The organism is Streptomyces sp. MST-110588, assembly GCF_022695595.1.
GTDB lineage: Bacteria > Actinomycetota > Actinomycetes > Streptomycetales > Streptomycetaceae > Streptomyces.
The window spans coordinates 3438828-3460686 of sequence record NZ_CP074380.1; the positions used below are offsets into that span (position 1 = coordinate 3438828).

Annotated in this window: 19 protein-coding genes; 4 read left to right on the top strand and 15 right to left on the bottom strand. The window is 70.6% G+C overall.

The genetic code is table 11. From position 1 onward, the window contains the following. Window positions 1-23: 23 nt before the first annotated feature. The 5 genes from ftsH to KGS77_RS15015 form a co-directional block, all read right to left on the bottom strand. Window positions 24-2039, bottom strand: a complete 2016-nt coding sequence (ftsH, locus tag KGS77_RS14995; RefSeq protein ID WP_242581661.1) for an ATP-dependent zinc metalloprotease FtsH — start codon at window positions 2037-2039, stop codon at window positions 24-26. 306 nt (window positions 2040-2345) lie between these two features. Beyond that, window positions 2346-2885, bottom strand: coding sequence for a hypoxanthine phosphoribosyltransferase (gene hpt, locus KGS77_RS15000; RefSeq protein WP_242587482.1), 540 nt, complete (start codon window positions 2883-2885; stop codon window positions 2346-2348). 87 nt (window positions 2886-2972) lie between these two features. Further along, window positions 2973-4208 (bottom strand): tRNA lysidine(34) synthetase TilS, encoded by a 1236-nt coding sequence (gene tilS, locus KGS77_RS15005; RefSeq protein ID WP_242581663.1) that lies wholly within the window; start codon window positions 4206-4208, stop codon window positions 2973-2975. Window positions 4209-4417: 209 nt separating this feature from the next. Next, on the bottom strand, window positions 4418-5626 hold the full coding sequence (locus KGS77_RS15010; RefSeq protein ID WP_242581665.1) for a zinc-dependent metalloprotease: 1209 nt from the start codon (window positions 5624-5626) through the stop codon (window positions 4418-4420). A gap of 677 nt (window positions 5627-6303) precedes the next feature. Continuing rightward, a complete protein-coding gene (locus KGS77_RS15015; protein ID WP_242581667.1) occupies window positions 6304-7110 on the bottom strand; it encodes an oxidoreductase in 807 nt (268 codons plus the stop codon). A 115-nt stretch (window positions 7111-7225) separates the two neighbouring features. Between KGS77_RS15015 and KGS77_RS15020 the strand changes: the two genes are divergently transcribed. Then, a complete protein-coding gene (locus KGS77_RS15020) occupies window positions 7226-7738 on the top strand; it encodes a MarR family transcriptional regulator (protein WP_242581669.1) in 513 nt (170 codons plus the stop codon). A 545-nt stretch (window positions 7739-8283) separates the two neighbouring features. Here the strand turns inward: KGS77_RS15020 and dacB are convergent. Further along, a complete protein-coding gene (gene dacB / locus KGS77_RS15025; RefSeq protein ID WP_242581671.1) occupies window positions 8284-9807 on the bottom strand; it encodes a D-alanyl-D-alanine carboxypeptidase/D-alanyl-D-alanine-endopeptidase in 1524 nt (507 codons plus the stop codon). Window positions 9808-9980: 173 nt separating this feature from the next. Here dacB and KGS77_RS15030 point away from each other — a divergent pair, with 173 nt between their 5' ends. Continuing rightward, window positions 9981-10478 (top strand): inorganic diphosphatase, encoded by a 498-nt coding sequence (locus tag KGS77_RS15030; protein ID WP_242587483.1) that lies wholly within the window; start codon window positions 9981-9983, stop codon window positions 10476-10478. Between the two features lie 185 nt (window positions 10479-10663). Here the strand turns inward: KGS77_RS15030 and KGS77_RS15035 are convergent, their stop codons facing one another. From KGS77_RS15035 to KGS77_RS15045, 3 genes are all read right to left on the bottom strand, one after another. Then, entirely contained in the window at window positions 10664-12373 is a 1710-nt protein-coding gene (locus KGS77_RS15035) for a threonine/serine exporter family protein (protein ID WP_242587484.1), read from the bottom strand. A 329-nt stretch (window positions 12374-12702) separates the two neighbouring features. Beyond that, window positions 12703-13434, bottom strand: a complete 732-nt coding sequence (locus tag KGS77_RS15040) for a VTT domain-containing protein (protein ID WP_242581673.1) — start codon at window positions 13432-13434, stop codon at window positions 12703-12705. 321 nt (window positions 13435-13755) lie between these two features. After that, window positions 13756-14211, bottom strand: a complete 456-nt coding sequence (locus tag KGS77_RS15045) for a DUF5946 family protein (RefSeq protein WP_277994227.1) — start codon at window positions 14209-14211, stop codon at window positions 13756-13758. 437 nt (window positions 14212-14648) lie between these two features. Here KGS77_RS15045 and KGS77_RS15050 point away from each other — a divergent pair, with 437 nt between their 5' ends. Further along, window positions 14649-15527: an AraC family transcriptional regulator gene (locus KGS77_RS15050; protein ID WP_242581677.1), complete on the top strand. Its 879-nt coding sequence runs from the start codon at window positions 14649-14651 to the stop codon at window positions 15525-15527. A gap of 57 nt (window positions 15528-15584) precedes the next feature. Here KGS77_RS15050 and KGS77_RS15055 read toward each other — a convergent pair whose 3' ends face one another. Next, a complete protein-coding gene (locus KGS77_RS15055; protein WP_242581679.1) occupies window positions 15585-16550 on the bottom strand; it encodes a GNAT family N-acetyltransferase in 966 nt (321 codons plus the stop codon). A gap of 129 nt (window positions 16551-16679) precedes the next feature. Continuing rightward, a complete protein-coding gene (locus KGS77_RS15060; RefSeq protein ID WP_242581681.1) occupies window positions 16680-17378 on the bottom strand; it encodes a PadR family transcriptional regulator in 699 nt (232 codons plus the stop codon). Between the two features lie 98 nt (window positions 17379-17476). Between KGS77_RS15060 and KGS77_RS15065 the strand changes: the two genes are divergently transcribed. Beyond that, a complete protein-coding gene (locus KGS77_RS15065) occupies window positions 17477-18196 on the top strand; it encodes a VOC family protein (protein WP_242581683.1) in 720 nt (239 codons plus the stop codon). Window positions 18197-18270: 74 nt separating this feature from the next. Here the strand turns inward: KGS77_RS15065 and KGS77_RS15070 are convergent, their stop codons facing one another. The 4 genes from KGS77_RS15070 to KGS77_RS15085 form a co-directional block, all read right to left on the bottom strand. Continuing rightward, complete coding sequence (locus tag KGS77_RS15070; RefSeq protein ID WP_242581685.1) at window positions 18271-18816, bottom strand: DinB family protein; 546 nt, start codon at window positions 18814-18816, stop codon at window positions 18271-18273. 116 nt (window positions 18817-18932) lie between these two features. Next, window positions 18933-19877, bottom strand: a complete 945-nt coding sequence (locus KGS77_RS15075) for an NADP-dependent oxidoreductase (RefSeq protein ID WP_242587485.1) — start codon at window positions 19875-19877, stop codon at window positions 18933-18935. Window positions 19878-19969: 92 nt separating this feature from the next. Next, a complete protein-coding gene (locus KGS77_RS15080; protein WP_242581687.1) occupies window positions 19970-20785 on the bottom strand; it encodes an SDR family oxidoreductase in 816 nt (271 codons plus the stop codon). Window positions 20786-20940: 155 nt separating this feature from the next. Continuing rightward, complete coding sequence (locus KGS77_RS15085; protein ID WP_242581689.1) at window positions 20941-21798, bottom strand: helix-turn-helix transcriptional regulator; 858 nt, start codon at window positions 21796-21798, stop codon at window positions 20941-20943. Between the last annotated feature and the right edge of the window lie 61 nt (window positions 21799-21859).

A 21859-nucleotide genomic window follows, 5' to 3' on the forward strand; every position in this document is an offset into this window, starting at 1 on the left:
CGGCCGTGCCGCCGGCCGGCGGATCAGCTCTCGGGACCCGCGTCCTCCGGAGCCCGGTCCGCCTCCTTGGTGACCGAGGCCGAGGAGACCGAACCGGAACCGTTGGCCGGCGCCAGCTCCTTCGGGGACAGCACCGGGGGCCGGGTCGAGGGCGTACGGCGCGAGGAGCCGGTCCACGCCGGGCGGGCCGGGCGCTTGACGACGTGCTTGAAGATCTCGGCGATCTCCTCCTTGTTCAGCGTCTCCTTCTCCAGGAGCGTCAGAACCAGGTTGTCCAGCACGTCGCGGTTCTCGACCAGGATCTCCCAGGCCTCGTTGTGCGCCGTCTCGATGAGCTTCTTGACCTCTTCGTCGACCAGCGCCGCGACCTCTTCGGAGTAGTCCCTCTGGTGGCCCATCTCACGGCCCAGGAACGGCTCGGAGTTGTCGGAGCCGAACTTGATCGCGCCCAGGCGCTCGGTCATGCCGTACTGCGTGACCATGGCCCGCGCGGTCGCGGTCGCCTTCTCGATGTCGTTGGCGGCACCCGTCGTCGGGTCGTGGAAGACCAGTTCCTCCGCCGCGCGCCCGCCCAGCATGTACGCGAGCTGGTCGAGCATCTCGTTGCGGGTGGTGGAGTACTTGTCCTCGTCGGGCAGCACCATCGTGTAGCCCAGGGCCCGGCCGCGGGAGAGGATCGTGATCTTGTGGACCGGGTCGGAGTTCGGCGAAGCCGCCGCGACCAGGGCGTGACCGCCCTCGTGGTACGCGGTGATCTTCTTCTCCTTCTCGGACATGATCCGGGTCCGCTTCTGCGGGCCGGCCACGACGCGGTCGATCGCCTCGTCCAGGAACTGGTTGTCGATCAGCTTCTTGTCGCTGCGGGCCGTCAGCAGGGCGGCCTCGTTCAGGACGTTGGACAGATCGGCACCGGTGAAGCCGGGGGTGCGCTTGGCGACGGCCGTCAGGTCGACGTCCGGCGCGACCGGCTTGCCCTTCTGGTGGACCTTGAGGATCTCCAGACGGCCCTGCATGTCCGGACGGTCGACGGCGATCTGCCGGTCGAAGCGGCCCGGGCGCAGCAGCGCCGGGTCCAGGATGTCCGGGCGGTTGGTGGCGGCGATCAGGATGACGCCGCCCTTCACGTCGAAGCCGTCCATCTCGACCAGGAGCTGGTTGAGCGTCTGCTCGCGCTCGTCGTGACCGCCGCCCAGGCCCGCACCGCGGTGCCGGCCGACGGCGTCGATCTCGTCGACGAAGACGATGGCCGGGGCGTTGGCCTTGGCCTGCTCGAACAGGTCACGGACCCGGGAGGCACCGACACCGACGAACATCTCGACGAAGTCCGAGCCGGAGATCGAGTAGAACGGGACGCCCGCCTCGCCCGCGACGGCCCGCGCGAGCAGCGTCTTGCCCGTACCGGGCGGGCCGTACAGCAGCACGCCCTTGGGGATCTTGGCCCCGACGGCCTGGAACTTCGCCGGCTCCTGGAGGAACTCCTTGATCTCGTGGAGCTCCTCGACCGCCTCGTCCGCGCCCGCGACGTCCGCGAAGGTCGTCTTGGGGGTGTCCTTGGTGATCAGCTTCGCCTTCGACTTCCCGAAGTTCATCACCCGGGAGCCGCCGCCCTGCATCTGGTTCATCAGGAACAGGAAGACGACGACGATCAGGACGAAGGGGAGCAGCGAGAGCAGCACGCCCACGAACGGGTTCTGCTTCGACGGCGAGACGGTGTACCCGTCCTTGATGTCGCCGGTCTGGTACTTGGCCTGAAGGTCCTTGGCCAGCGCGACACCCTGGTCGCCGATGTAGCTGGCCTGGATCTTGTTCGAACCCTCGACCTTGCTGTCGCCGGACAGCTCGATCTTGATTTTGTTCTCGTCACCGGTCGTCAGCTCGGCGGATTTCACCTTGTTGTCAGCGATCGCCTTGACGACCTGACCGGTGTCCACCGTTTTGTAGCCGCCGGACGAGCCGACGACCTGCATCAACACGACCACGGCGAGGACGGCCAGCACGATCCACATGACCGGCCCACGGAAGTATCGCTTCACGTCCATCCATACGGAGCCGCTTAAGGCCCCGTCCCTCCTGCCACAGTGAGGCACAACAGCCCTGTGGAGGGCTGGTCGTGCGTACGGTGTATTACTGGCCCGAAAAAAGACTGACCTTCGGACGGTACCCCAGCATTGTCACCCGACGCCGCCGCCCACGGTTAACAATGAAGCCTCGGATTCCGTTCTCCCTGCTCCAACGGCGGGAAGCCCCGCAGGGTTCCCGCCGCCCGGCAGGCGCCCGTACGGGCCACCACCGGCACACGACGGCGGCCCGGGGCGCGGCGGCGGTCCGGGGCGCGAGGGCCTGCCTCAGCCGCCGTACACGTGCGGCGCGAGCGTGCCGACGAACGGCAGGTTCCGGTACTTCTCCGCGAAGTCCAGGCCGTAGCCGACCACGAACTCGTTGGGGATGTCGAAGCCGATCCACTTCACGTCGATGGCGACCTTGGCCGCCTCCGGCTTGCGCAGCAGCGTGCAGACCTCAAGGCTGGCGGGCTCCCGCGAGCCCAGGTTCGACAGCAGCCAGGACAGCGTCAGGCCGGAGTCGATGATGTCCTCGACGATCAGGACGTGCTTGCCCTTGATGTCGGTGTCGAGGTCCTTGAGGATGCGGACCACACCGGAGGACTGGGTGCCCGCGCCGTAGGACGACACCGCCATCCAGTCCATCGTGACGGGGGTGGACAGCGCCCGCGCCAGGTCCGCCATCACCATCACCGCGCCCTTGAGGACACCGATGATGAGGAGGTCCCGGCCCGCGTACTCCGCGTCGATCTTCGCCGCCAGCTCCGCCAGCTTCGCGTCGATCTCTTCCTTGCTGATGAGTACCGACTGAAGATCGGCGCCCATGTCCTTGTCGTCCACCCGTGCCACTCTCGCTCTGTTCGGTGCCATGAGAGTCCTGCGACTCCTGAAGCGGGGCAGTTCTCGTCCGGCTCAGCCCTGCCGGATCACCAGTCTGCCACCCTGGCGTCGCACGCCCACCCGCCCGGGCAGGTTGATGGCTCCCTGGCCCCGCCAGGACGTGATCAGCCGGTCCACTTCTTCGATGTGGCGGGCGAAGAGCGAACCGGCCGGCGCACCGGCGTTGACCACGGCCCGGCGCAGCACCCGCCGGCGGACCGCCGCGGGCAGCGCGTACAGGGCGGCGACGTCCAGGCCGCCCATGTCGTCCAGGACGCCGCGTTCGGCCTCGGCGGCCCAGGAGTCCAGCGCGTCCGCGTCGTCCCGGGAGAGCTGTGCCGTACGGGCCAGGGCCTCCACGACGCCCTTGCCCAGTGCCTTCTCCAGCGCCGGCAGGCCTTCGTGCCGCAGCCGGGAGCGGGTGTAGACGGGATCGGCGTTGTGGGGGTCGTCCCATACGGGCAGCGCCTGGATCAGGCACGCCTTACGGGCGGTCTGGCGGTCCAGCTCCAGGAAGGGGCGGCGGTAGCGGCCGTTGTCGCCGGTGACCGCGGCCATGCCGGACAGCGAGCGGGTGCCGGATCCCCTGGCCAGACCCAGCAGCACCGTTTCCGCCTGATCGTCACGGGTGTGGCCCAGGAGGATCGCGGCGGCCCCGTACCGCTCGGCGGCGGCGTCCAGTGCGGCGTAGCGGGCCGTACGGGCGGCGGCCTCGGGCCCGCCGGTCTTGCCCACGGTGACCGTCACCGCGTCGACCGGGTCGAGTTCCAGCGCGCGCAGCCGCTGGGCGACCTCGGCGGCACGGACGTCGGAGCCGTCCTGGAGGCCGTGGTCGACGGTGATCCCGCCGGCCCGCAGGCCCAGCCTGGGGGCCTCGAAGGCCAGGGCCGACGCCAGCGCCATGGAGTCGGCGCCGCCGGAGCAGGCGACGAGGACGAGGGGCGGCTCCTGCGGGGCGGCGGGCCGCGCGGAGCCGGGAAGGGAACCGGAAGCGGACAGCGGACCGGAGGCGGAAAGGGAACCGGAAGGTCTGGCGGGCCGGGACGGGCGCAGGCGCTGGAGCCGGCCGGCGGCGGGCCGGCCGCCCCCCGGGCGGCCGGGGACCGGGGCCCGCCCGGCGGCGACCTGATCCGCCAGGTGCTGATCGGCCGGGCGCTGATCGGCCGGGATCCGGTCGGGGTGGGGCTCGGTCAGTGCGTCATGGAGTACGTCGTGCAGTACGCGGCGGACCGCCAGGCGTATCGCGGCGACCGCTGGATGGGGACCCATGTCCGTTTCCAATCGTTCAGCAGGGGTGCCTCGGGCCGTACACGGCAATGCAATCCCGTCACACAGTCCGTTACACAGAGTGTCTAGATGGTGACAGAGACGAGCGGATACCCGAGCATTGCACGCCTATCCCTTGCTCACGGTCCCTCAGAAGAGTGATTGAGGGGGCGTTCTTCTGCCGCTTGGCGCGCCCCGCTCACCACTGTGGCCTACGGTGCTCCTTCGGACTTGCGGTGCACCCGCGCGACCCAGTCCGCCGGTTTGGCGATCTCTTGTTTCGTCGGGAGGGTGTTGGGCGAGGTCCAGACCCGGTTGAAACCGTCCATCCCCACCTCATCCACCACAGCCCGTACAAAACGCTCGCCGTCACGGTACTGACGCAGCTTGGCGTCAAGGCCCAGCAGCTTGCGCAACGCCTGGTCCAGACGGCCCGCCCCACTGGCGCGCCGCTTCTGGAACTTCTCGCGGATCTCGGCGACGGACGGCACCACCGCCGGGCCGACCCCGTCCATCACATAATCCGCGTGCCCCTCCAGGAGCGACATCACGGCGGTGAGCCGCGCGAGGATCTCGCGCTGGGCGGGAGTCTGTACGAGGTCCACGAAGCTCCGCCCGCCGCTCTCGCCCTCCCCCTCGCCCTCGGTCTCGCTCCGGCCGCCGGCCAGGGACTGCACGGCCTCACGCAGCCGCCCCAGCAGCGTCCCCGGATCGATGTCCGTCTCGCCCAGGAAGGACTGGATCTCGCCCTCGATGTGGTCCCGCAGCCAGGGCACGGCGGTGAACTGCGTACGGTGGGTCTCCTCGTGCAGGCACACCCACAGCCGGAAGTCGTGCGGGTCCACCTCCAGCTCCCGCTCCACGTGGACGATGTTCGGCGCCACGAGCAGCAGCCGGCCGCCCTGCGCCGCGGCCGGCAGGTCACGGGAGGCCGGCGCGAAGGTCTCGTACTGGCCGAGCACCCGGGAGGCCAGGAACGACAGCAGCATGCCGAGCTCCACGCCCGTCACCTTGCCGCCGACGGTCCCCAGGACGCCGCCGCCCGGCATGGAGGAGCGGCGCTCCTCCATCTTCTCCAGCAACGGCTTGAGCACCGCGCGGAAACCGGCGACGTTGGCCTTGATCCAGCCCGCCCGGTCCACGACCAGAACGGGGGTGTCCTGAAGCCCGGCCCCCTCCGGGCCGGCACTCTCCGGGCCGGCGCCCTCCGCTCCGGCGCCCTCCGCTCCGGGCACACCGGGCTCCGACATGCGCGTGAACGCGCGTACGTGCTCCTCGGAGGACTTGGCGTGCCGCCGCAGTTCGGCGACGATCGCCCGTGCCTCGTCCCGGCTCACCTCTGGTCCCGGCCTCACGAACCGGGTCGCGGTCGCTACCGCGAGGTTCCAGTCGACCATCTCCGCACCACCGATGCTCGTCATGGGTTTCACCGTACGTTGCCGTGTCGCGAGCTGGTAGCCGGTCGCCCGTCCGCTGCCCGTTCGCTGCGCTTTGCCGGGGCCGGTTTGAACGGGTGGCCGTCCGCGGCCGGGTGCGGGTTCGTTGCGCCTGCGGCGGGCTGTTGCCGCTGCGCGGGGCTTTCGGGTGCGGGGGCAGACCTGCGCGGCAAGCCACTCCGGTCTGTCCCCTCCCGTGGGTGGGGGTGAGGGGGTGGGTCGGTGGGGTGTTCTCGTGCGTTGCCCGGTGCCGGTTCGCTGCGCTTGGCCGGGGCCGGGTCGTCGGGATCCGTCCGTGGCCGGGTGCGGGTTTGTTGCGCCTGCGGCGGGCGGTGCCGCTGCGCGGGGCTTTCGGGTGCGGGGGCTGGCTCTGTTCACGAGTTGCGACAGCACCTGAACGCGAGTTTGGGAGGCACCCGCATCATCAGGGCATATCGAACTGTTCATGAGATTCGACAGCACCCGTTCGCGGCGAAGGGCCTCGCTCGGACCCAATGAGGCAGGCCGACCACCGGGGATTCCCGTCGCCGAAGGCCCCGTGGGCACCAGTTGCGCACCCCAGTTCCTGATCTGTGGTCAGCCGCAGACGCCAGCCGTAATCGGCTTCCGTTGCGCGGGAAGCGAATGAGCTGCTGGTGCCCAAGGAGATGTTCGACGGTTCGTCAGAGGGTGGGGAGGATGCCTCCGTCGACCGAAATGGTGATGCCGGTGAGGTAGGAGGCGCGTGGGGAAGCGAGGAAGGCGATCAGCTCTGCGGCTTCTTCGGGCTGTCCGGGGCGGCCGAGCGGGGCGGCGAGGCGCTGGTGGAACTCCTTGCGGATGGTGTCCAGGTCGCGGCCGGTGCGTTCTGCCGCCTGCCGCAGGCTTGCTTCGACGGCGTCGGTCTCGATGACTCCAGGCATGACCGCGGTGACGCGCACGCCGTGCGGGCCGCAGGCGGTCGCGAGGCTCTTGCTGTAGGCGTTGAGGGCGGCTTTGGCGGCGGCGTACGGGGCGCCGTTGGGCTGGGGGTAACGGGCGGCGTTCGATGACACGTGGACGACTGCCCCGTGGCCCTGTGCCGTCATGTGCGGGACGAGGAGGCGGTCTAGGCGGACGACGGACAGCAGGTTGGCTTCGATGTTGGCCTGCCAGTCCTCGTCGGTCGCAGTGAGGACGCCGTCGGGTACCTGGGTGTTGCGTCCGGCGTTGTCGACGAGCACGTCGATGCCGCCCAGAAGGTCGAGCGCAGCGGCTGCAGCCTGCTCGACCCCGCCGGGGGAGCTCAGATCGGCGGTCACCACTTGTGCTCCGGTGGGGACTTCGGCTCGATTGCGGGCGACGGCGACCACGTGCGCGCCGGCCGTGACCAGACGGCGCACCGTGGCGGCGCCGATGCCGCGGGTTCCTCCGGTGACGACGGCGCGTGTTCCGTGCAGGCCCAGATCCGCACTCGGATCGGGGAGCAGGGTCGGACGGGTGGGCGACATGGCGCTCCTCGGGTGAAGGGGGCGGCGCGGAGGCAGAAATACCTGCAGTGCCTTAATCGTTCACATGCATAACTCATTCAAGAACCTACACGATCACGTGAGATAAAGTGAGCGGGTGACCTCGGCTACCTCCACCGCCTCCGGCTCGGCGCTGATCGACGAGCACCGCAACAGCCCCGGCCTCATGCTCGCGCTTCTTGGGCACGAGGCCATGCGTCGTCTGAGGGATGCGCACACCGCCAATGGCCTCACGCCGCGGCAGTTCCATATCCTCGGGCTGCTCCACGATCACGGTCCGTTGGCGCAGACCGACCTGGCCGCCGAGACAGATACCGCGGCCAGCGTGCTCGTCACGCAGCTCAATCCTCTGGAGGCCGAGGGACTGGTGACGCGCACGCGTGACCCTCGCGATCGGCGCCGCCACCTAGTCGTGCCGACGGAGGCGGGACAGCAGCGGCTGCAAGACGCGGCAGCCGCGCAGCGGGAGGTGGAAGACGGCCTCTTCCGCTCGCTGACCGACACTCAGCGCTCGCAGCTGACACAACTCCTCATCCTGGTGCGCGACGATCTGACCGACGGCAACGAGCACTGCGGCACCCCGACCTCTCTCGACAGGAAGACGTCGTAAAGCCGTGAGTGGGGCGGGCCAGGAGCCCGAAGTGTTTTCGGGCCCGGCCGACGACGGACCCCTTGGTTGCTCGATACGGCCAGGCAAGTCGGCGACCACGAGGCCCTCGTCGCGATCGGCGGCTCACCCACACGAACAGCGCGGGGCACGGCAAACGCCCCCCGGCTCGCCCCTGCGGCTACCGACGAGGAGCCGATGTGGGTGCTGTCGCTTCTCGTGAACATCGAACACGGCCCTGCCGGAGCGCTGCCCGAAGTCACGTACATGCGCTGTCGGAACTCGTGAACAGAGCCAGGGGGCAGACCTGCGCGGCAAGCCACTCCGGTCTGTCCCCTCCCGTGGGTGGGGGGTGAGGGGGTGGGTCGGTGGGGTGTTCTCGTGCGTTGCCCGGTGCCGGTTCGCTGCGCTTGGCCGGGGTCAGGTGCGCCGGGGTCCGTCCGTGGCCGGGTGCGGGTTTGTTGGGCCTGCGGCGGGCTGGGGGGCTGCGCGTTGGGGGGTCGTCCGTGGCCGGGTGCGGCACCGGCGGGCCGGGGTGGGGCTTGGGGTCAGTGGCAGGTGCAGGTGGTGAGGGTGGTGGCCAGGTGGTCGAGGGTGGATTGGGCGGTGGGGCCGTCGGGGGCGGCGGTGGACATGAAGGCGAAGGCCAGGAGGCGGCCGTTGGTGTCGACGACGGTGCCGGCGAGGGTGTTGACGCCGGTCAGGGTGCCGGTCTTGGCGCGTACGGCACCGGCGCCGGAGGCGCGGTCGGTGTAGCGGTCGCGCAGGGTGCCGGTGAAGGAGGCCACCGGGAGGCCGGTGAGGATCGGGCGCAGTTCGGGGTGGTCGGGGGCGGCGGCGAGCACCAGGATGCGGGAGAGCAGACGGGCGGTGACGCGGTCGTCGCGGTCCAGTCCGCTGCCGTCCTCGAAGACGGCGCCGGTCAGGGGCAGCCCCAGGGTGGTCAGGGTTTTGCGTACGGCCTTGTGGGCGCCCTCAAAGCTCGCCGGTTCGCCCGTGCCGAGGGCGGTCAGGCGGGCCAGGCTCTCGGCGATGTCGTTGTCGCTGTTGGTCAGCATCCGCTCGACCATGGAGGCGACGGGCAGGGAGCGGACGGCGGCCAGGCGGGTGGGGCCGGTGGGGGCCTTGGCGGCTGCCGGGGCCTCGGTGATCTTTATGCCGCGGTCGCGCAGCAGGCCGGCGAAGGTCTGGGCGGCGGTGGCGGCCGGGTCGGCGGTGCGGGGGGCGGGGCCGTGGTCGGTGGCGTCCAAGCGGCCCTCGTCGGCCATCAGGGGGCTGATGGTGGCGATGTTCTCGTTGGGGCCGATGGGGTGCTGCAAGGGGCCGGAGAAGGCCGTGGCGTCGTAGGCCAGCCGCACTTCGGCGGTGCCGCGCTGCTTGAGCGTACGGGCCGTGTCGTCGGCCAGGGTGCGGAGGCTGGCGGGCTGGTCCGGGGACGGGTCGGGGGCGGATTCGTCCGGGTTTGCCTGAGAGGCGCGGGCGGTGAGGGTGGGGTCGCCGCCGCCTACCAGCACGATCTCGGGCGGGCCGGACCTCCGGGCGCCTTCGACGACCCTGGTTTCGACGCGGTGGTCGGGCCCCAGCGCCGAGAGGGCCGCGGCGGCGGTGGCGAGCTTGACCGTGGAGGCGGGGGTGGCGGCCCGGTCCGGCCGGCTGCCGAAGAGTTCGCGGCCGGTGGCGACGTCCACGACGGAGGCGGTGCGCAGGGTGCCGAGGGAGGGGTCGTCCAGGAGCGGGGTCAGGGCGTCGGCGAGGGCCTGCGGGGCGGGCGGGGTGACGCCATGGGCGTTCCCGTCTCGTACGGGGCCGCCGAGGGGCGCCAGGACGGGTGCCGCGCTCAGGACGGGGCCGGCGTGATGCTCGCCACCCGTACGGCCTTGGGCGGCGGCGCGCGACCGCTCGGCCGTACGCTGTCCGGAGTCCCACGGCCCGGCCGTCGCCACCGCACCGGCCGCGACCGCCAGGCCCACGACGGTGGAACCCGCCGTCAGCCGCCAGGTCTGCCGCCGCTGCTTGGGCGCGGACCGCCACACGGACCGCGCGGAGCCCGTCACTTTCCGTGCCGAGCTCACCGCGTACCGTGCCGAACGGCGTACCGTACGCTGCGCCGACTGTCCCGCGGACCGCCATCTGACCTGCCACGACCTGGTCTCCGGCACCTCGGACCAGCCCCTTTCGCCACCACACACCTGCGTGGGGGACACTTAATCACCAGACGTATGTGTTGATCATGGAGGAGCCACCCGTGGAGTTCGACGTCACCATCGAGATCCCGAAGGGTTCGCGGAACAAGTACGAGGTGGACCACGAGACCGGTCGGATCCGCCTGGACCGTCGACTCTTCACCTCGACCAGCTACCCGGCCGACTACGGCTTCGTCGAGAACACCCTCGGCGAGGACGGCGACCCGCTGGACGCACTGGTCATCCTTGACGAGCCCACCTTCCCCGGTTGCCTGATCAAGTGCCGCGCCATCGGCATGTTCCGGATGACCGACGAGGCCGGCGGCGACGACAAGCTGCTGTGCGTGCCCGCGTCCGACCCGCGCGTGGAGCACCTGCGCGACATCCACCACGTGTCGGAGTTCGACCGCCTGGAGATCCAGCACTTCTTCGAGGTCTACAAGGACCTGGAGCCGGGCAAGTCCGTCGAGGGTGCGAACTGGGTCGGCCGCGCCGAGGCCGAGGCCGAGATCGAGGCGTCCTTCAAGCGCCTGGAGGCGCAGGGCGGCGCTCACCACTGAGCCGAGCGTGCGGGCCCGGCGCGGACAGCCGGTTCCTGGATGTGGCCGGCACATGCGGGGTCCACGTACGGCATTCCGTATGCGGATTTCCGGGTGCGAACGGGCCTGCGGCGGTTTGACGACGGGCGGCGTCCCCTTCGGGGGGCGCCGCCCGTTCGTGTTCCGCGCAGGGGCCGCGGGAGGGGTCAGAAGCCCCGCGTACGCTTCGCGGCACGCCGGCCGGTGGATTCCGTGGCGCCCGGTGCCTTCATGAACAGCCGGGCGGTCTCGCCTCCCAGGTTCACCCCGACAGCGATGGCCAGCGCCAGCGACGCGGCCTTGATCAGCGAGGAGATGCCGGCGTCCATGTTGCCCTGGGCGAAGTTCAGCAGGCCGAAGTACGTGGCGCTGCCGGGCAGCAGCGGGCCGATGGCGGCGGTGACGTACGGCAGCGCGGAGGCGTACCGGTAGCGCGAGAGCAGTTGACCGAAGAGGCCGACCAGGCCGGCCGCGATGGCGGTGGCGGGTACGGCGTTGAGTTTGACGGTGTAGACGAGTGCGCCGTACACGACCCAGGCGACACCGCCGTTAATGGTCGCGAACAGCAACGTATGGCGTTCCTGCTGGAGCAGTACGCAGAACGCCAGCGCCAGCAGCATCGAGGCGACGATCTGCACCGGCGGATCGTTGAACCGGCCGAAACCTTCCTCCGGATTGAGGTACTCCGGGTTGAACTGGAGGCCGAGGTAGAGCACGGACAGTACGCCGATGACGATGCCGGCGATCAGATAGCCGACCTCCAGCAGCCGTGCGGAAGCCGTGATGTAAAACCCCGTCAGCCCGTCCTGGACGCCGGCGACCAGCGCCCGCCCCGGGATCAGCGCGAAGAGCCCGCCGGTGATCACGGCCGACGCCTGCACCTGTACGTGGCTGAAGCTCAGCGCGACCCCCATCGCGGCCGGCGGCATGGCCGCGACCACGAACTGGTAGAACTCCGGCAGCCCGCGCGCCGAGGCCAGCCAGGCCAGCCGGTCGCCGAGCATCGAGCCGACGGCGGCGGCGAGGAAGACCAGCCAGCCGCCCCCGACGAGCATGCTCGCCGCGCCGGAGAGCAGCCCGGAGGCGATGGTCAGCGCCCAGCTCGGGTACGGGTGGCGGTTGCGCCGGATCTCGGCGAGGCCGCGGTAGGCCTCTTCGAGGGTGATGCCCTCCGAGGTGATCTCGTCCACCAGCCGGAAGACGGCCGACAGCCGGGTGTAGTCCACGCCCCGGCGCCGTACGGTCCGGCTGGCCGTCACCGGGTCGTCGACCAACGACGGCTGGTAGGAGATCGACAGCAGCGTGAAGGTGACGGTCGGCTCGACCCGCTCCAGGCCGTAGGCGTACGCCACGCCGAACATGGCCGCCTCGACGTCCTCGGCGCCCTCGCCGCCCGCCAGCAGGATCTCGCCGATGCGCAGGGTCAGGTCCAGGACGCGCGGCACGGCGGGGCCCGTCTCGTCCTCGCGGTCGACGCGCTCGGGCGCCGGCCGCTCGCTGACCGGCATGCGCAGCATCGTGCGCATACGGTCCTGCCAGGGCACTTCCTTGGTGAGGCTGATGACCGGGATGCCGTGCGGCGGGGTGAACGCCGGGAAGGAGGGCGTCGGCGGCGAGGCCGGCAGCGGCGTCTGCCCGGTGGTGCTGCCGCCGCTGCTGACACCGGCCGGCGGGGTGAAGGCCGAGCCCTCGGGTTCGGCGGGCGCCTCGGTCTTCAGGCCGCGCGGAACGGCGAACTCGGAGGTGGGGTGCTCGTCCTCCGGTATGGGCGGGTAGGGCACGCCCAGGGGCGGGGTGAAGGCGCTGTGTGCCTCGTCCGACGGGGGTTTGCGGTCCTCCGGGGTCCCCGCCTGCTCGACGGAGCCATTGGTGCCGATCTTACTTTTCCTTCCGCTTGTCCTGTTCCTCCCGCTCGTGCGGTTGCTTCCGCTCACGCCGTTGGTTCTGCTTGCGCTGTTGGTTCCGTTCGTGCCGCTGGGTCCGCGCTGACTCCGCTGTGAATCCGACGCCACGTCTCTTCGCTCCTCGTACGCCTCCTGCCCACCTTCAAGGACACGATGCCTGATGGGCGGGGGAGGCGCGCGGGGCAGGGGGTACCCATGGGGCAGGGCAGCGGCCCGGCGCGCGGCAAAGAGCCGCCGCCGGGTGGGAACGATCAGGCGATCAAGGCGTACGGCGCAAGCTCAGCTCGCCGTACGGGACCGGGTCAGCGCTTGGCGTGCCGGCCCCGGCGGCCGTCGTTGCCCTGCTGCCGCGGCGGCTGCTGCCCGCCGACCGGGCCGTACGGGTCGTGCGCCTGGGCCCGGGCCGCGGCCTTCTTCGCCTTGCCGCGGGACCGCAGGAACTCGATGACGATCGGGATCACGGAGATCAGCACGATGCCGATCAGGATCATCTCGATGTGCTTGTGCACGAACTCGACCTTGCCGAGCGAGGCGCCGAGCAGCGTGACACCGGCGCCCCACAGGACGCCGCCGATGATGTTGAAGACGAGGAAGGAGCGGTAGTTCATCCGGCTCACGCCCGCGATGATGGGCGTGAAGGTACGGACGATCGGCACGAAACGGGCCAGGATCAGCGACTTGGGGCCGTGCTTCTCGAAGAACTCATGAGCTTTCCCGACATTCTCCTGCTTGAACAGCTTGGAGTCCGGACGCCTGAAGAGCGCGGGCCCGACCTTGCGGCCGAAGAGATACCCCACCTGGTCACCGACGACCGCGGCGACCACGATCAGCAGACAGACCAGGGCCAGCGGCTTGTCGATCTTGTCGGTCGTCACCAGCAGACCCGTGGTGAACAGCAGGGCGTCACCCGGCAGGAAGAAGCCGATCAGCAGGCCGGACTCCGCGAAGACGATGACCAGCACACCCATCAGCCCGAACGTGCTGATCAGGTAGTCCGAATCCAGCCATTTGGGGCCGAGCGCGAGAGTGTTCACTGGGTGAAGGCTCCTGGGTCGAGGGCGCCGGATCGTGCGGTGCGACGGGTTGCAGGCGCAGGGTGCGGCCCAAAGCTATCAACGCCACGCCGCACCCCTTGGTTCCAGGCGCCCGCCCGCACGCGAACGGGAGCCGTACGCCCCTCGCCGCACACCGGCTTTCCGGTCTGTGCAGCCGTACGGCTACGCATTGCGCACACCGTTCGCCTGCGCGAACCCGCACACGCCGATCCACACGCGTCCGATCCGCACACGCCGCCCCCTACGTGCCGATCCGTACGGTCAGCACTCCGGCCGCCGTAACCCCGGCCGTAAATATGGTCACGTGCCGCGGTTCCACGCGTCGACCGTCGCGGTGGTCCACGCCTCGACGCGTTCCGCGAACTTCGCGGCGGGGAACGTCCCGTCGACGGCGACGTCTTCGATCGTGACGGAGAAGCGGGGTGGCGGCGCGTCCCGGTGCGGCGGCGCCGCGTCGTCGATCACCCGCGCAGGCCCGCCCTTCACACGGTGGGAGTTGCCGCGACGAGCCCGGCCGACGAGCCGGCCCACCTCGTCGAGGCCGCCTTCGAGGTACGCGCGCAGCGTCGCCCACGCCATCCCGCCGTGGTCGGCGGGAAGCCGGCTGGGGTGCTGGAGCAGGAAGCAGGAGACCGAGACGCCGTGCAGCGGCCCCCACGGCTCCTGCCGCCCGTGGTCCAACGCGAGCAGGACGTGGAACAGGTCCTCACAGGATCGCGGGTCCATCGACGCACCGCACTCCGCGCAGGGCCCCATGCTCTCTCCTCACCTCGGAGCACAGCGTAGCCAGCACTCCAGCAGCAGAAAGGTTATTTTTCGTGGAACCCGAGGGCCCGAACGGACAGTTGCCCACTCAAGTCGAGCCCCGGGTCCCACCCTGCCGCACCCGGCGCGCTATACGTCGTCCAGGGCGGTCTTACCGGCGTGCCGCGTGGCACTGCGAGGACCACAAAGCAGCTAGGCGCACTCGTACTACGAGAACGTCAGAAGCTGCGAAAGCAACGAGCCGGGAGTGATCATTGCAACCGGCGTGGACAAATTGCGGGCGTTCCTTCTCGGTGTCAAGGCCGGTGAGTTCGGTTCTCCGGTCTGACCCCGCCGCACCGTACCCGACCTGTTCGGGCACAGGATGCCGGGTACGGGAGGATGTCCGCCGTCTAGCGTGGTGATCGCGAAGAGGAAGGGGACCTGGGGTGCTGGAGCGGGTCAACCAGGCCATGGAACACATCGAGGGCCGGCTCGACCGGCCCGTCGACGTGGCCGAGCTGGCGCGGATCGCGGCCACCTCGGAGTACCACCTGCGCCGGATGTTCTCCGCCCTGGCGGGAATGCCGCTGTCGGAGTACATCCGACGGCGCCGGCTCACCGTCGCGGGCTCCGAGGTGCTCGCCGGGCGCGAATCGCTGCTGGATATCGCGGTGCGTTACGGCTACGGCTCGGGCGAGGCGTTCGCCCGGGCGTTCCGCGCGATGCACGGGGTCGGGCCGGGTGAGGCCCGGCGTACCGGCACCGCGCTCGTCTCGCAGCCCAGGCTGTCCTTCCGACTCACCGTCGAAGGGAACAGCAGCATGCGATACCGCGTGGTGGAGCGGCCCAACTTCACCGTCGTCGGCTTCAAGGCCCGGGTGCCGCTGGTACATTCGGGGCCGAACCAGGCGATCATCGACTTCATCCGCGGGCTGGAGCGGCCGGTCCTGCGGCAACTGGAGAAGCTGGCGGGCCAGGAGCCGCGGGGCATCGTCGCGGTCTGCGACGACCTGGACCCCAGCCGCGCCGAGGGCACCGAACTCGACTACTACCAGGGCGTCGTGGCCTCGGCCGCCGCGGCTGCCGCTGCCCCTGAGGGCACGGCCGTCCTGCCCGTCCCGGCCGGCACCTGGGCGGTGTTCACCACCTCCGGGCCGGCCCCGGAAGCGATACAGGTCCTGTGGCGGGACGTGTTCACGCAGTGGTTCCCGTCCAATCCCTACCGTGGGCGCCCGGGGCCGGAGATCCTGCGCACCAGCCCGTTCACGGACCACACCGAGATGGAAGCCGAGCTGTGGCTTCCGGTGGAGCGGGAAGAGGGCTGAACCGCCGGGCGGCCCGCCGAGCCGCCCGGCGGCCGGCCCGGCGGCCGGCGGGACCGGTCAGGGGCGGTGGTGCCAGCCGCGGGCCGTACGGGTCAGTTCGCAGAAGCCGTGGGCGGTCAGTTCGCGGATCCGGTCGCTCTCGTCAGGGGAGGCGTACGCCAGCAGCCGATCCGATCCGGCCAGGCGGAGCCAGTGGGCGGCATGCCCGAGGAGCCAGGTGGTCAGGCCGGTGTCGCGGTACTCCTCCGCCACATGGAGGTTGCCGATGTCGGCCAGGCCGCCGCCCCGGGGGCGCCGCTCGGCGCGGTCCAGGACGGTATCGACCTCTATGAAGCCCGCGATCCGGGTGTCCCTGCCGGCCGTGGGCGGCGGGTGTGCCGTGAAGCGGGTGCCGCACTCCCCGAGGGTTCGGCGGACGGACAGGCCGGCGGGGTCCGATGGGCCCGCTGGCCTCGGTGGGAGGTCGGCCACGTCGGCGATCAGGACGATCTCCGTGTCGCCGTCGTGGACGAAACCGGCGCGTTCGTACGCGGCCCGTATGTGCGGCCAGGGCTCCGGCAGGCCGTAGACCCCGGGCGCCGGGAGCGCCCCGTCCGCGTACCGGCTGGTCACCTTCCACCGTACGAACTGGGCGAGGCAGGCGGACATCAGCAGGTCGGCGGCCTCGCGAGCGCCGGGCCGGAAGGAGGCGGGCGGATGGCACACGAACCACTCGATGCCGCCGGCGCCCCGGTAGCACTCCCCCACCGCGGCATCCGTGCGGTAGCGCAGCAGATGGGCCGCGGCGACCACACCATGCCGGTGCCCGGCGACGAGCGTGAGGCGTTCGGCCACCCATGGGTCGACGATGAATTCGTCCGGCTGCCGCTGGAGTTGGCTCAGGACGGTGTTGACCGAGACCGACACACCGGGCACCACGGCGGCGACATGCGCATTGATCAGGTCGGTGAGCTGGTCGCGGTCGTCGCGGTGAAAGGGACGTACCTCAAGAGCCGTAAGGGCGGGCTCTGGTTGCGCGGACATGGCTGGCCTCCAACCGGGACACCCGGGAAACAATCCGGGGTACGGAACGATGAGGCCGCCATCGGGTGCGGTATGCCGGGAGCTTAACAAGCGGTGTGCCGCCGGTGCAGCCGGTTTTCGGCGCCTTGATCAGTCGCCCTCGCCGACGTCGGCGCCCAGGTCACCGCCCTGGTCCTCGCGCCCGCCCCTGTCCCTGCCCCTGCCCCCGTCGCCCTCGGTGGCGTACGGGTTCTCCACGCCGTCCGGGAGCACTCCGACGAACGGCTCGCCCTCCCCCGCGAAGACGTACGCCCCGCCCTCGATCCGCTCGATCAGCCCGCGCGTCCACTCGGTGCCGCTGTCGGAGGAGTGCACCCACATGTTCATGATCTCGCCGATGTGACCGAGCTGTCCGGGCCCGTCCTCGGGGGTGTAGTGCTCGGTGACCTCGGCGCGCCACGCTTCCAGCGCCCGGACCCGCTCCTTGAGGAGCGCCACCGCCTCGGACCGCGGCAGGTCGACCATGAAGCCGACGCCCGCGCTCAGCTCGTCCACCTTCTGGTCGTGCCGGGACAGTGCGGCGCGCAGCAGCCGGAAGTACTCCTCCTCACCGGCGACGGTCAGCTCGTACTCCGTACGGGGCGGGCCGCCGACCGTGCTCGGCGCGATGTCGTGCGCGAGCATCAGCCCTTGCTTGGCCATCTGTTTCAGTGCGTGGTAGATCGACCCGGGTTTGGCGTTGGACCACTCGTGGGCGCCCCAGTACTCAAGGTCGTTGCGCACCTGGTAGCCGTGCGCCCGCCCGTGCTGACGCACGGCCCCCAGTACCAGTAGCCGGATCGCCGACATCGTCTCCTCGCATCCCTCACGGTCGTCCTGCGGCCAGAGTAGACGGACCCTCTCTATTCAACTTTGATTACTGCCCTGTAGGCCACTACCCTTCCCCCATGGCCGAGACCGTGATCCCGATCTTCCCGTGCCGTTCCATCGACGAAATCACCGACTTCTACCGGACCTTGGGGTTCGAGGTGACCCACCAGCAGAAGTCCCCGAATCCGCACTGCGCGCTCCGGCGCGGCGATATCGAACTCCAGTTCTATGGCGCCAAGGAGCACGACCCCGCCACCGCGTACCACACCTGCTACGTCCTCACCGACGACGTGGACACCCTCTACGCGTCCTTCCGGGCCGGCCTCAAAGACGCCCTGGGCAGGGTGCCGACCCGCGGCCTGCCACGCATCGGAGCGCTGAAGGACATGTCGTACGGAGTACGGCAGTTCCTGCTGTCCGATCCGGCCGGCACCTGTCTGCGCATCGGACAGCCCATATCCGACAGTTTCGATCACACCGCTCCCCCGAAGGAGCGCTACGCCCGCGCGATCCACCAGGCGACGCTGCTCGGCGAGTCCAAAGGGGACCCCGCCGCTGCCGCCCGCATCATCGACCACGCCCTCGCGGCGGAGGGCGACCCGACGCCGCCCCAGCTCCTCCGGCTCCTCGTACTGCGGGCCGAGATGGCGGTGCACATGGGGGCGGACCCGGCGGAGGTGACGCAGTGGCTCGTACGGGCCGGGGAGGTGGAACTCACCGACGCCGACCGGGAGTCGGCCGGTGACGTACTGCGCCGCGCGGACGATCTGCGGGGCGATCTGTCCGGCGGCGCGTAGAAGGGCTCGGCTCGTAGAAGGACTTGGCGTGTAGGAGGACTCGGCGCGTAGGAGGACTTCAGGGGCGCGCGGCCTCAGCTCTGGGCCGCGCGCTCCTCGTCCACCAGCGTGAAGGCCGTCTTGCCGTCCAGGGACTCGCGGATGATGTCCGCGTGCCCGGCGTGCCGGGCCACCTCCTCAATCAGGTGCAGCATCAGCCAGCGCATCGACTGCTCGGCGTTCGGCGGGAACCAGGGCGCCTCGGGCAGCGGGAAGGTGTCGTTCAGGTCCGGTACGGAGCGGATGAACTTCTCGGTGCCCTTGGCGACCCGGTCCCAGAAGGCCAGCACGCCCGCCACGGTCTCCTCACCCTCCAACTGGAAGCTGAGGTGCCAGTTCTCCATATTGCGCTCGATCGACTGCGGCACCTGCTGGGCCCGCTCGATCCACCCCTGCTCGGTTTCCGCCACATGCTTCAGGAGACCGGCCAGGGACAGCTCGCTCGCGCTGGGCTTCCGGGTGGCCTGCTCGTCGGTCAGCCCGAGGACGGACCGCCGCAGGCCGCCGCGCTGCGCCTCCAGGAAGGCCAGGAGGGCGCCGCGCTCGTCGCCGTGTGCTTCGGCAGGCACGTGGGTGGGCATGGGGGCCGCCTTTCGTAGAGCTCTGGGGTCTTCTCGGAACCGGTCGCGTCGCGCCGTCCCGGTGTCTACGAACATACGGGCCGTTGCGGTCAGATGCTGTCCTACTCAGACCTCACTCACTCCATCATGAGCACCAACTTCCCCGCTGTACGCCCCGTTTCCCCTAGTTTGTGCGCCTCGGCGGCCCGGGCCAGCGGGAACGTACCGGCGATCGTCGCGCGCAGCCCGCCCGCCGCGGCCAGTTCCGCCACGGCGTTCATCCCGGCGTGGTCGGCCTCCACGATCATCACCTCGGCCCTTACCCCGTACCGCTCGGCCTCCGCCACGAGCTCCCGCTTCCCGTACGGCTGGAGGGAGACCAGGACGCCGCCGCGGCGCAGCACGCGCAGCGAGCGGGTGCGGTAGTCGCCGCCGATCGCGTCCAGTACGACATCGACCTCCGTCACGGACCCGGCCACGGCCTCGGCGAAGTCGTCCTCCCGGTAGTCGATCACCTCGTCGGCGCCCAGGCCGCGCAGGAACGCGTGATGGCCCGCCGAGGCCGTACCGATGACGTACGCGCCGCGCGCCTTGGCGATCTGTACGGCCAGATGCCCGACCCCGCCGGCCGCCGCGTGGATCAGCACGCGCTGCCCGGACCGCAGCCGCGCGGTGTCCACCAGCGCCTGCCACGCGGTCAGCGCGGCCAGTGGCAGGGCGCCCGCCTGTATGTGGTCGATGCCGGGCGGCTTGCGCGCGAAGACCCGGGTGGGCGCCGTGACGTACTCGGCGTGCGCCCCCACGCCATATGGGTGCGGCAGCATCCCGAAGACCTCGTCGCCCGGCTCCAGCAGCGCGACGCCCAGCCCGGTCTCCTCGACCACGCCGGAGACGTCCCAGCCCAGGACGAACGGCGGCTCGCCGAGGAACCCGCCGCCTGCCCGGTGCTTCCAGTCGGTCGGGTTCAGCCCCGCCGCGCGCACCCGTACGAGCACCTGCCCCGGCCCGGGCCGCGGACGCGCCAGCCGTACCTCCTTGAGCACTTCGGGCCCGCCGAAGGTGTCCTGGCTGATCGCGCGCATGGTGGGGCCGGTGGGTGTGACGGTGCTGGTGGGTGAGAGGTCGGTGGTGGGTGAGAGGTCGGTGGTGGCGTTGTGGCCGGTGGGTGATGCCGTCATCGGGGGCCCTGGCCTTCCGCCGTCACCGGTACGGACCCGACCAGGCCGCCGTCCACGACCAGGTCCTGCCCGGTGACGTACGAGGCGTCGTCCGAGGCCAGGAAGGCCACCGCCGCCGCCACCTCGTCCGCGTGGCCGATCGCCTCCAGCGGCACCGCCGCCGCTATCTGGGCGTCCACGGAGCGGTCCGGGTTGACGTCCCGGTACATCTCCGTGTCGATGTAGCCGGGGCTGACCGAGTTGACCCGTATCCCGCGCGGTGCGAACTCGGCGCCCATCGTGCGGGCCAGGCTGTGCACGGCGGCCTTGGTGGCGGCGTAGACGGAGGCGATGGCGAGCCCGCGGTACTGCGTCCAGGAGGAGTTGATGACGACGGCGCCGCCCTCCCGCATGAGCCGTACCGCCTTGGTGATGGTGAAGAAGGTGCCCTTGAAGTTGACGTCGATGACCTGGTCGACGTCGGCCTCGGTCATCTCGCCGCTCGGCATGAAGATCCCGACGCCCGCGTTGGCGAACACCACGTCCAGGCTGCCGCGCCAGGTCTCGATCCGCCGCATGAGCTGGTCGAGGTCGGCCGGGGAGGCGGAGTCGGCGCGTACGGCGAGGAGCCGCTCGGGCTCGGCGTCCAGCCGTTTGACGGCGGAGTCCAGCCGCGCCTGGTCGCGGCCGGTGATGACGACGTACGCGCCCTCGTCCAGGAGCCTGCGGGCGGTGGCGAAGCCCATCCCGCTGCTGCCGCCGGTGATCAGAGCCGTCTTGTTCGTGAACCGCTGCATGGTCGTCAACCGCTTCCTGTCGGTGAATTGCTCCATGCCGACGATCTTGGTTCCGCGGTCCGTCTCCTGGCAGTGCCGGCTGAGCCTGGGTCTGTCACCACCAGCCTGGCCCGCACGGCGCGACCCCGAGCCGCCCTCTTACCGCGCGCTCGGCCCGCGACCCCGCGCTCTCAGCCCGCGTCACCACGCGCTCAGCCCGCGACCGGCTCCTGTACGGCCAGCAGCGCCGCCATCCGCTCCTCGGTACCGGAGTCCGGTACGGGGGTGTAGAGCAGCAGCCGGTGCCCAGGGAGGTCGGGCAGCGCCAAGGTGGCGTACTCGAAGATCAGCTCTCCGGCCTCCGGGTGCCGGAGCGGCTTGACGCCCTGGGCCGCGCTGCCGATGTCGTGGCGGGCCCAGATGTCGGCGAACTCGGGGCTGGCGGCGCACAGATCGCCGGCCAGCCGGCCGAACCAGGGGTCGTCGGGGTAGCGGGCGGCGTCCGCCCGGAACTGTCCGACGATCGCCCGCGCCGCGTCCTCCCACTCGGTCACCGAGATCCGGTTCCGGGCGCTGGTGAAGAAGGTCACCAGGCAGTTGTGGTCGTCCCGGCCGAAACCGCACACCACATGGGCGGCGCGGTTGAACGCCACCAGATTCCAGTGCCGGTCGATGACGTACGCGGGGCGCGGCAGCCAGCCGTCGATGACCCGCTGGAGTTCGGGCGGGACCCGGCGGTCCGCGGGCGGGGTGCGCGGCGGGTTCAGCCCGGCCAGCAGGTACAGGTGCTCGCGTTCGGCGGGGTCCAGTCGCAGCACCCTGGCGACGGCATCCAGGACCTCGGCCGACACATTGATCTCCCGGCCCTGTTCGAGCCAGGTGTACCAGGAGACGCCGACCCCCGCGAGGACCGCCACCTCCTCGCGGCGCAGCCCCGGGGTGCGGCGACCGCCGCCGGCCGGCATGCCCACGTCCGCCGGGGTCAGCCGAGACCTCCGTGACCGCAGGAACTCACGTATTTCGGTACGGCGCCGTGCCCGGGCCTCCGCGGGGAGCCTGGAGATGTCCATCCGCGCATCATAAGGAGCGGACCCGGCCGTTTTCAGGGCGCGCCGGGCGGGTGTCCTCTGA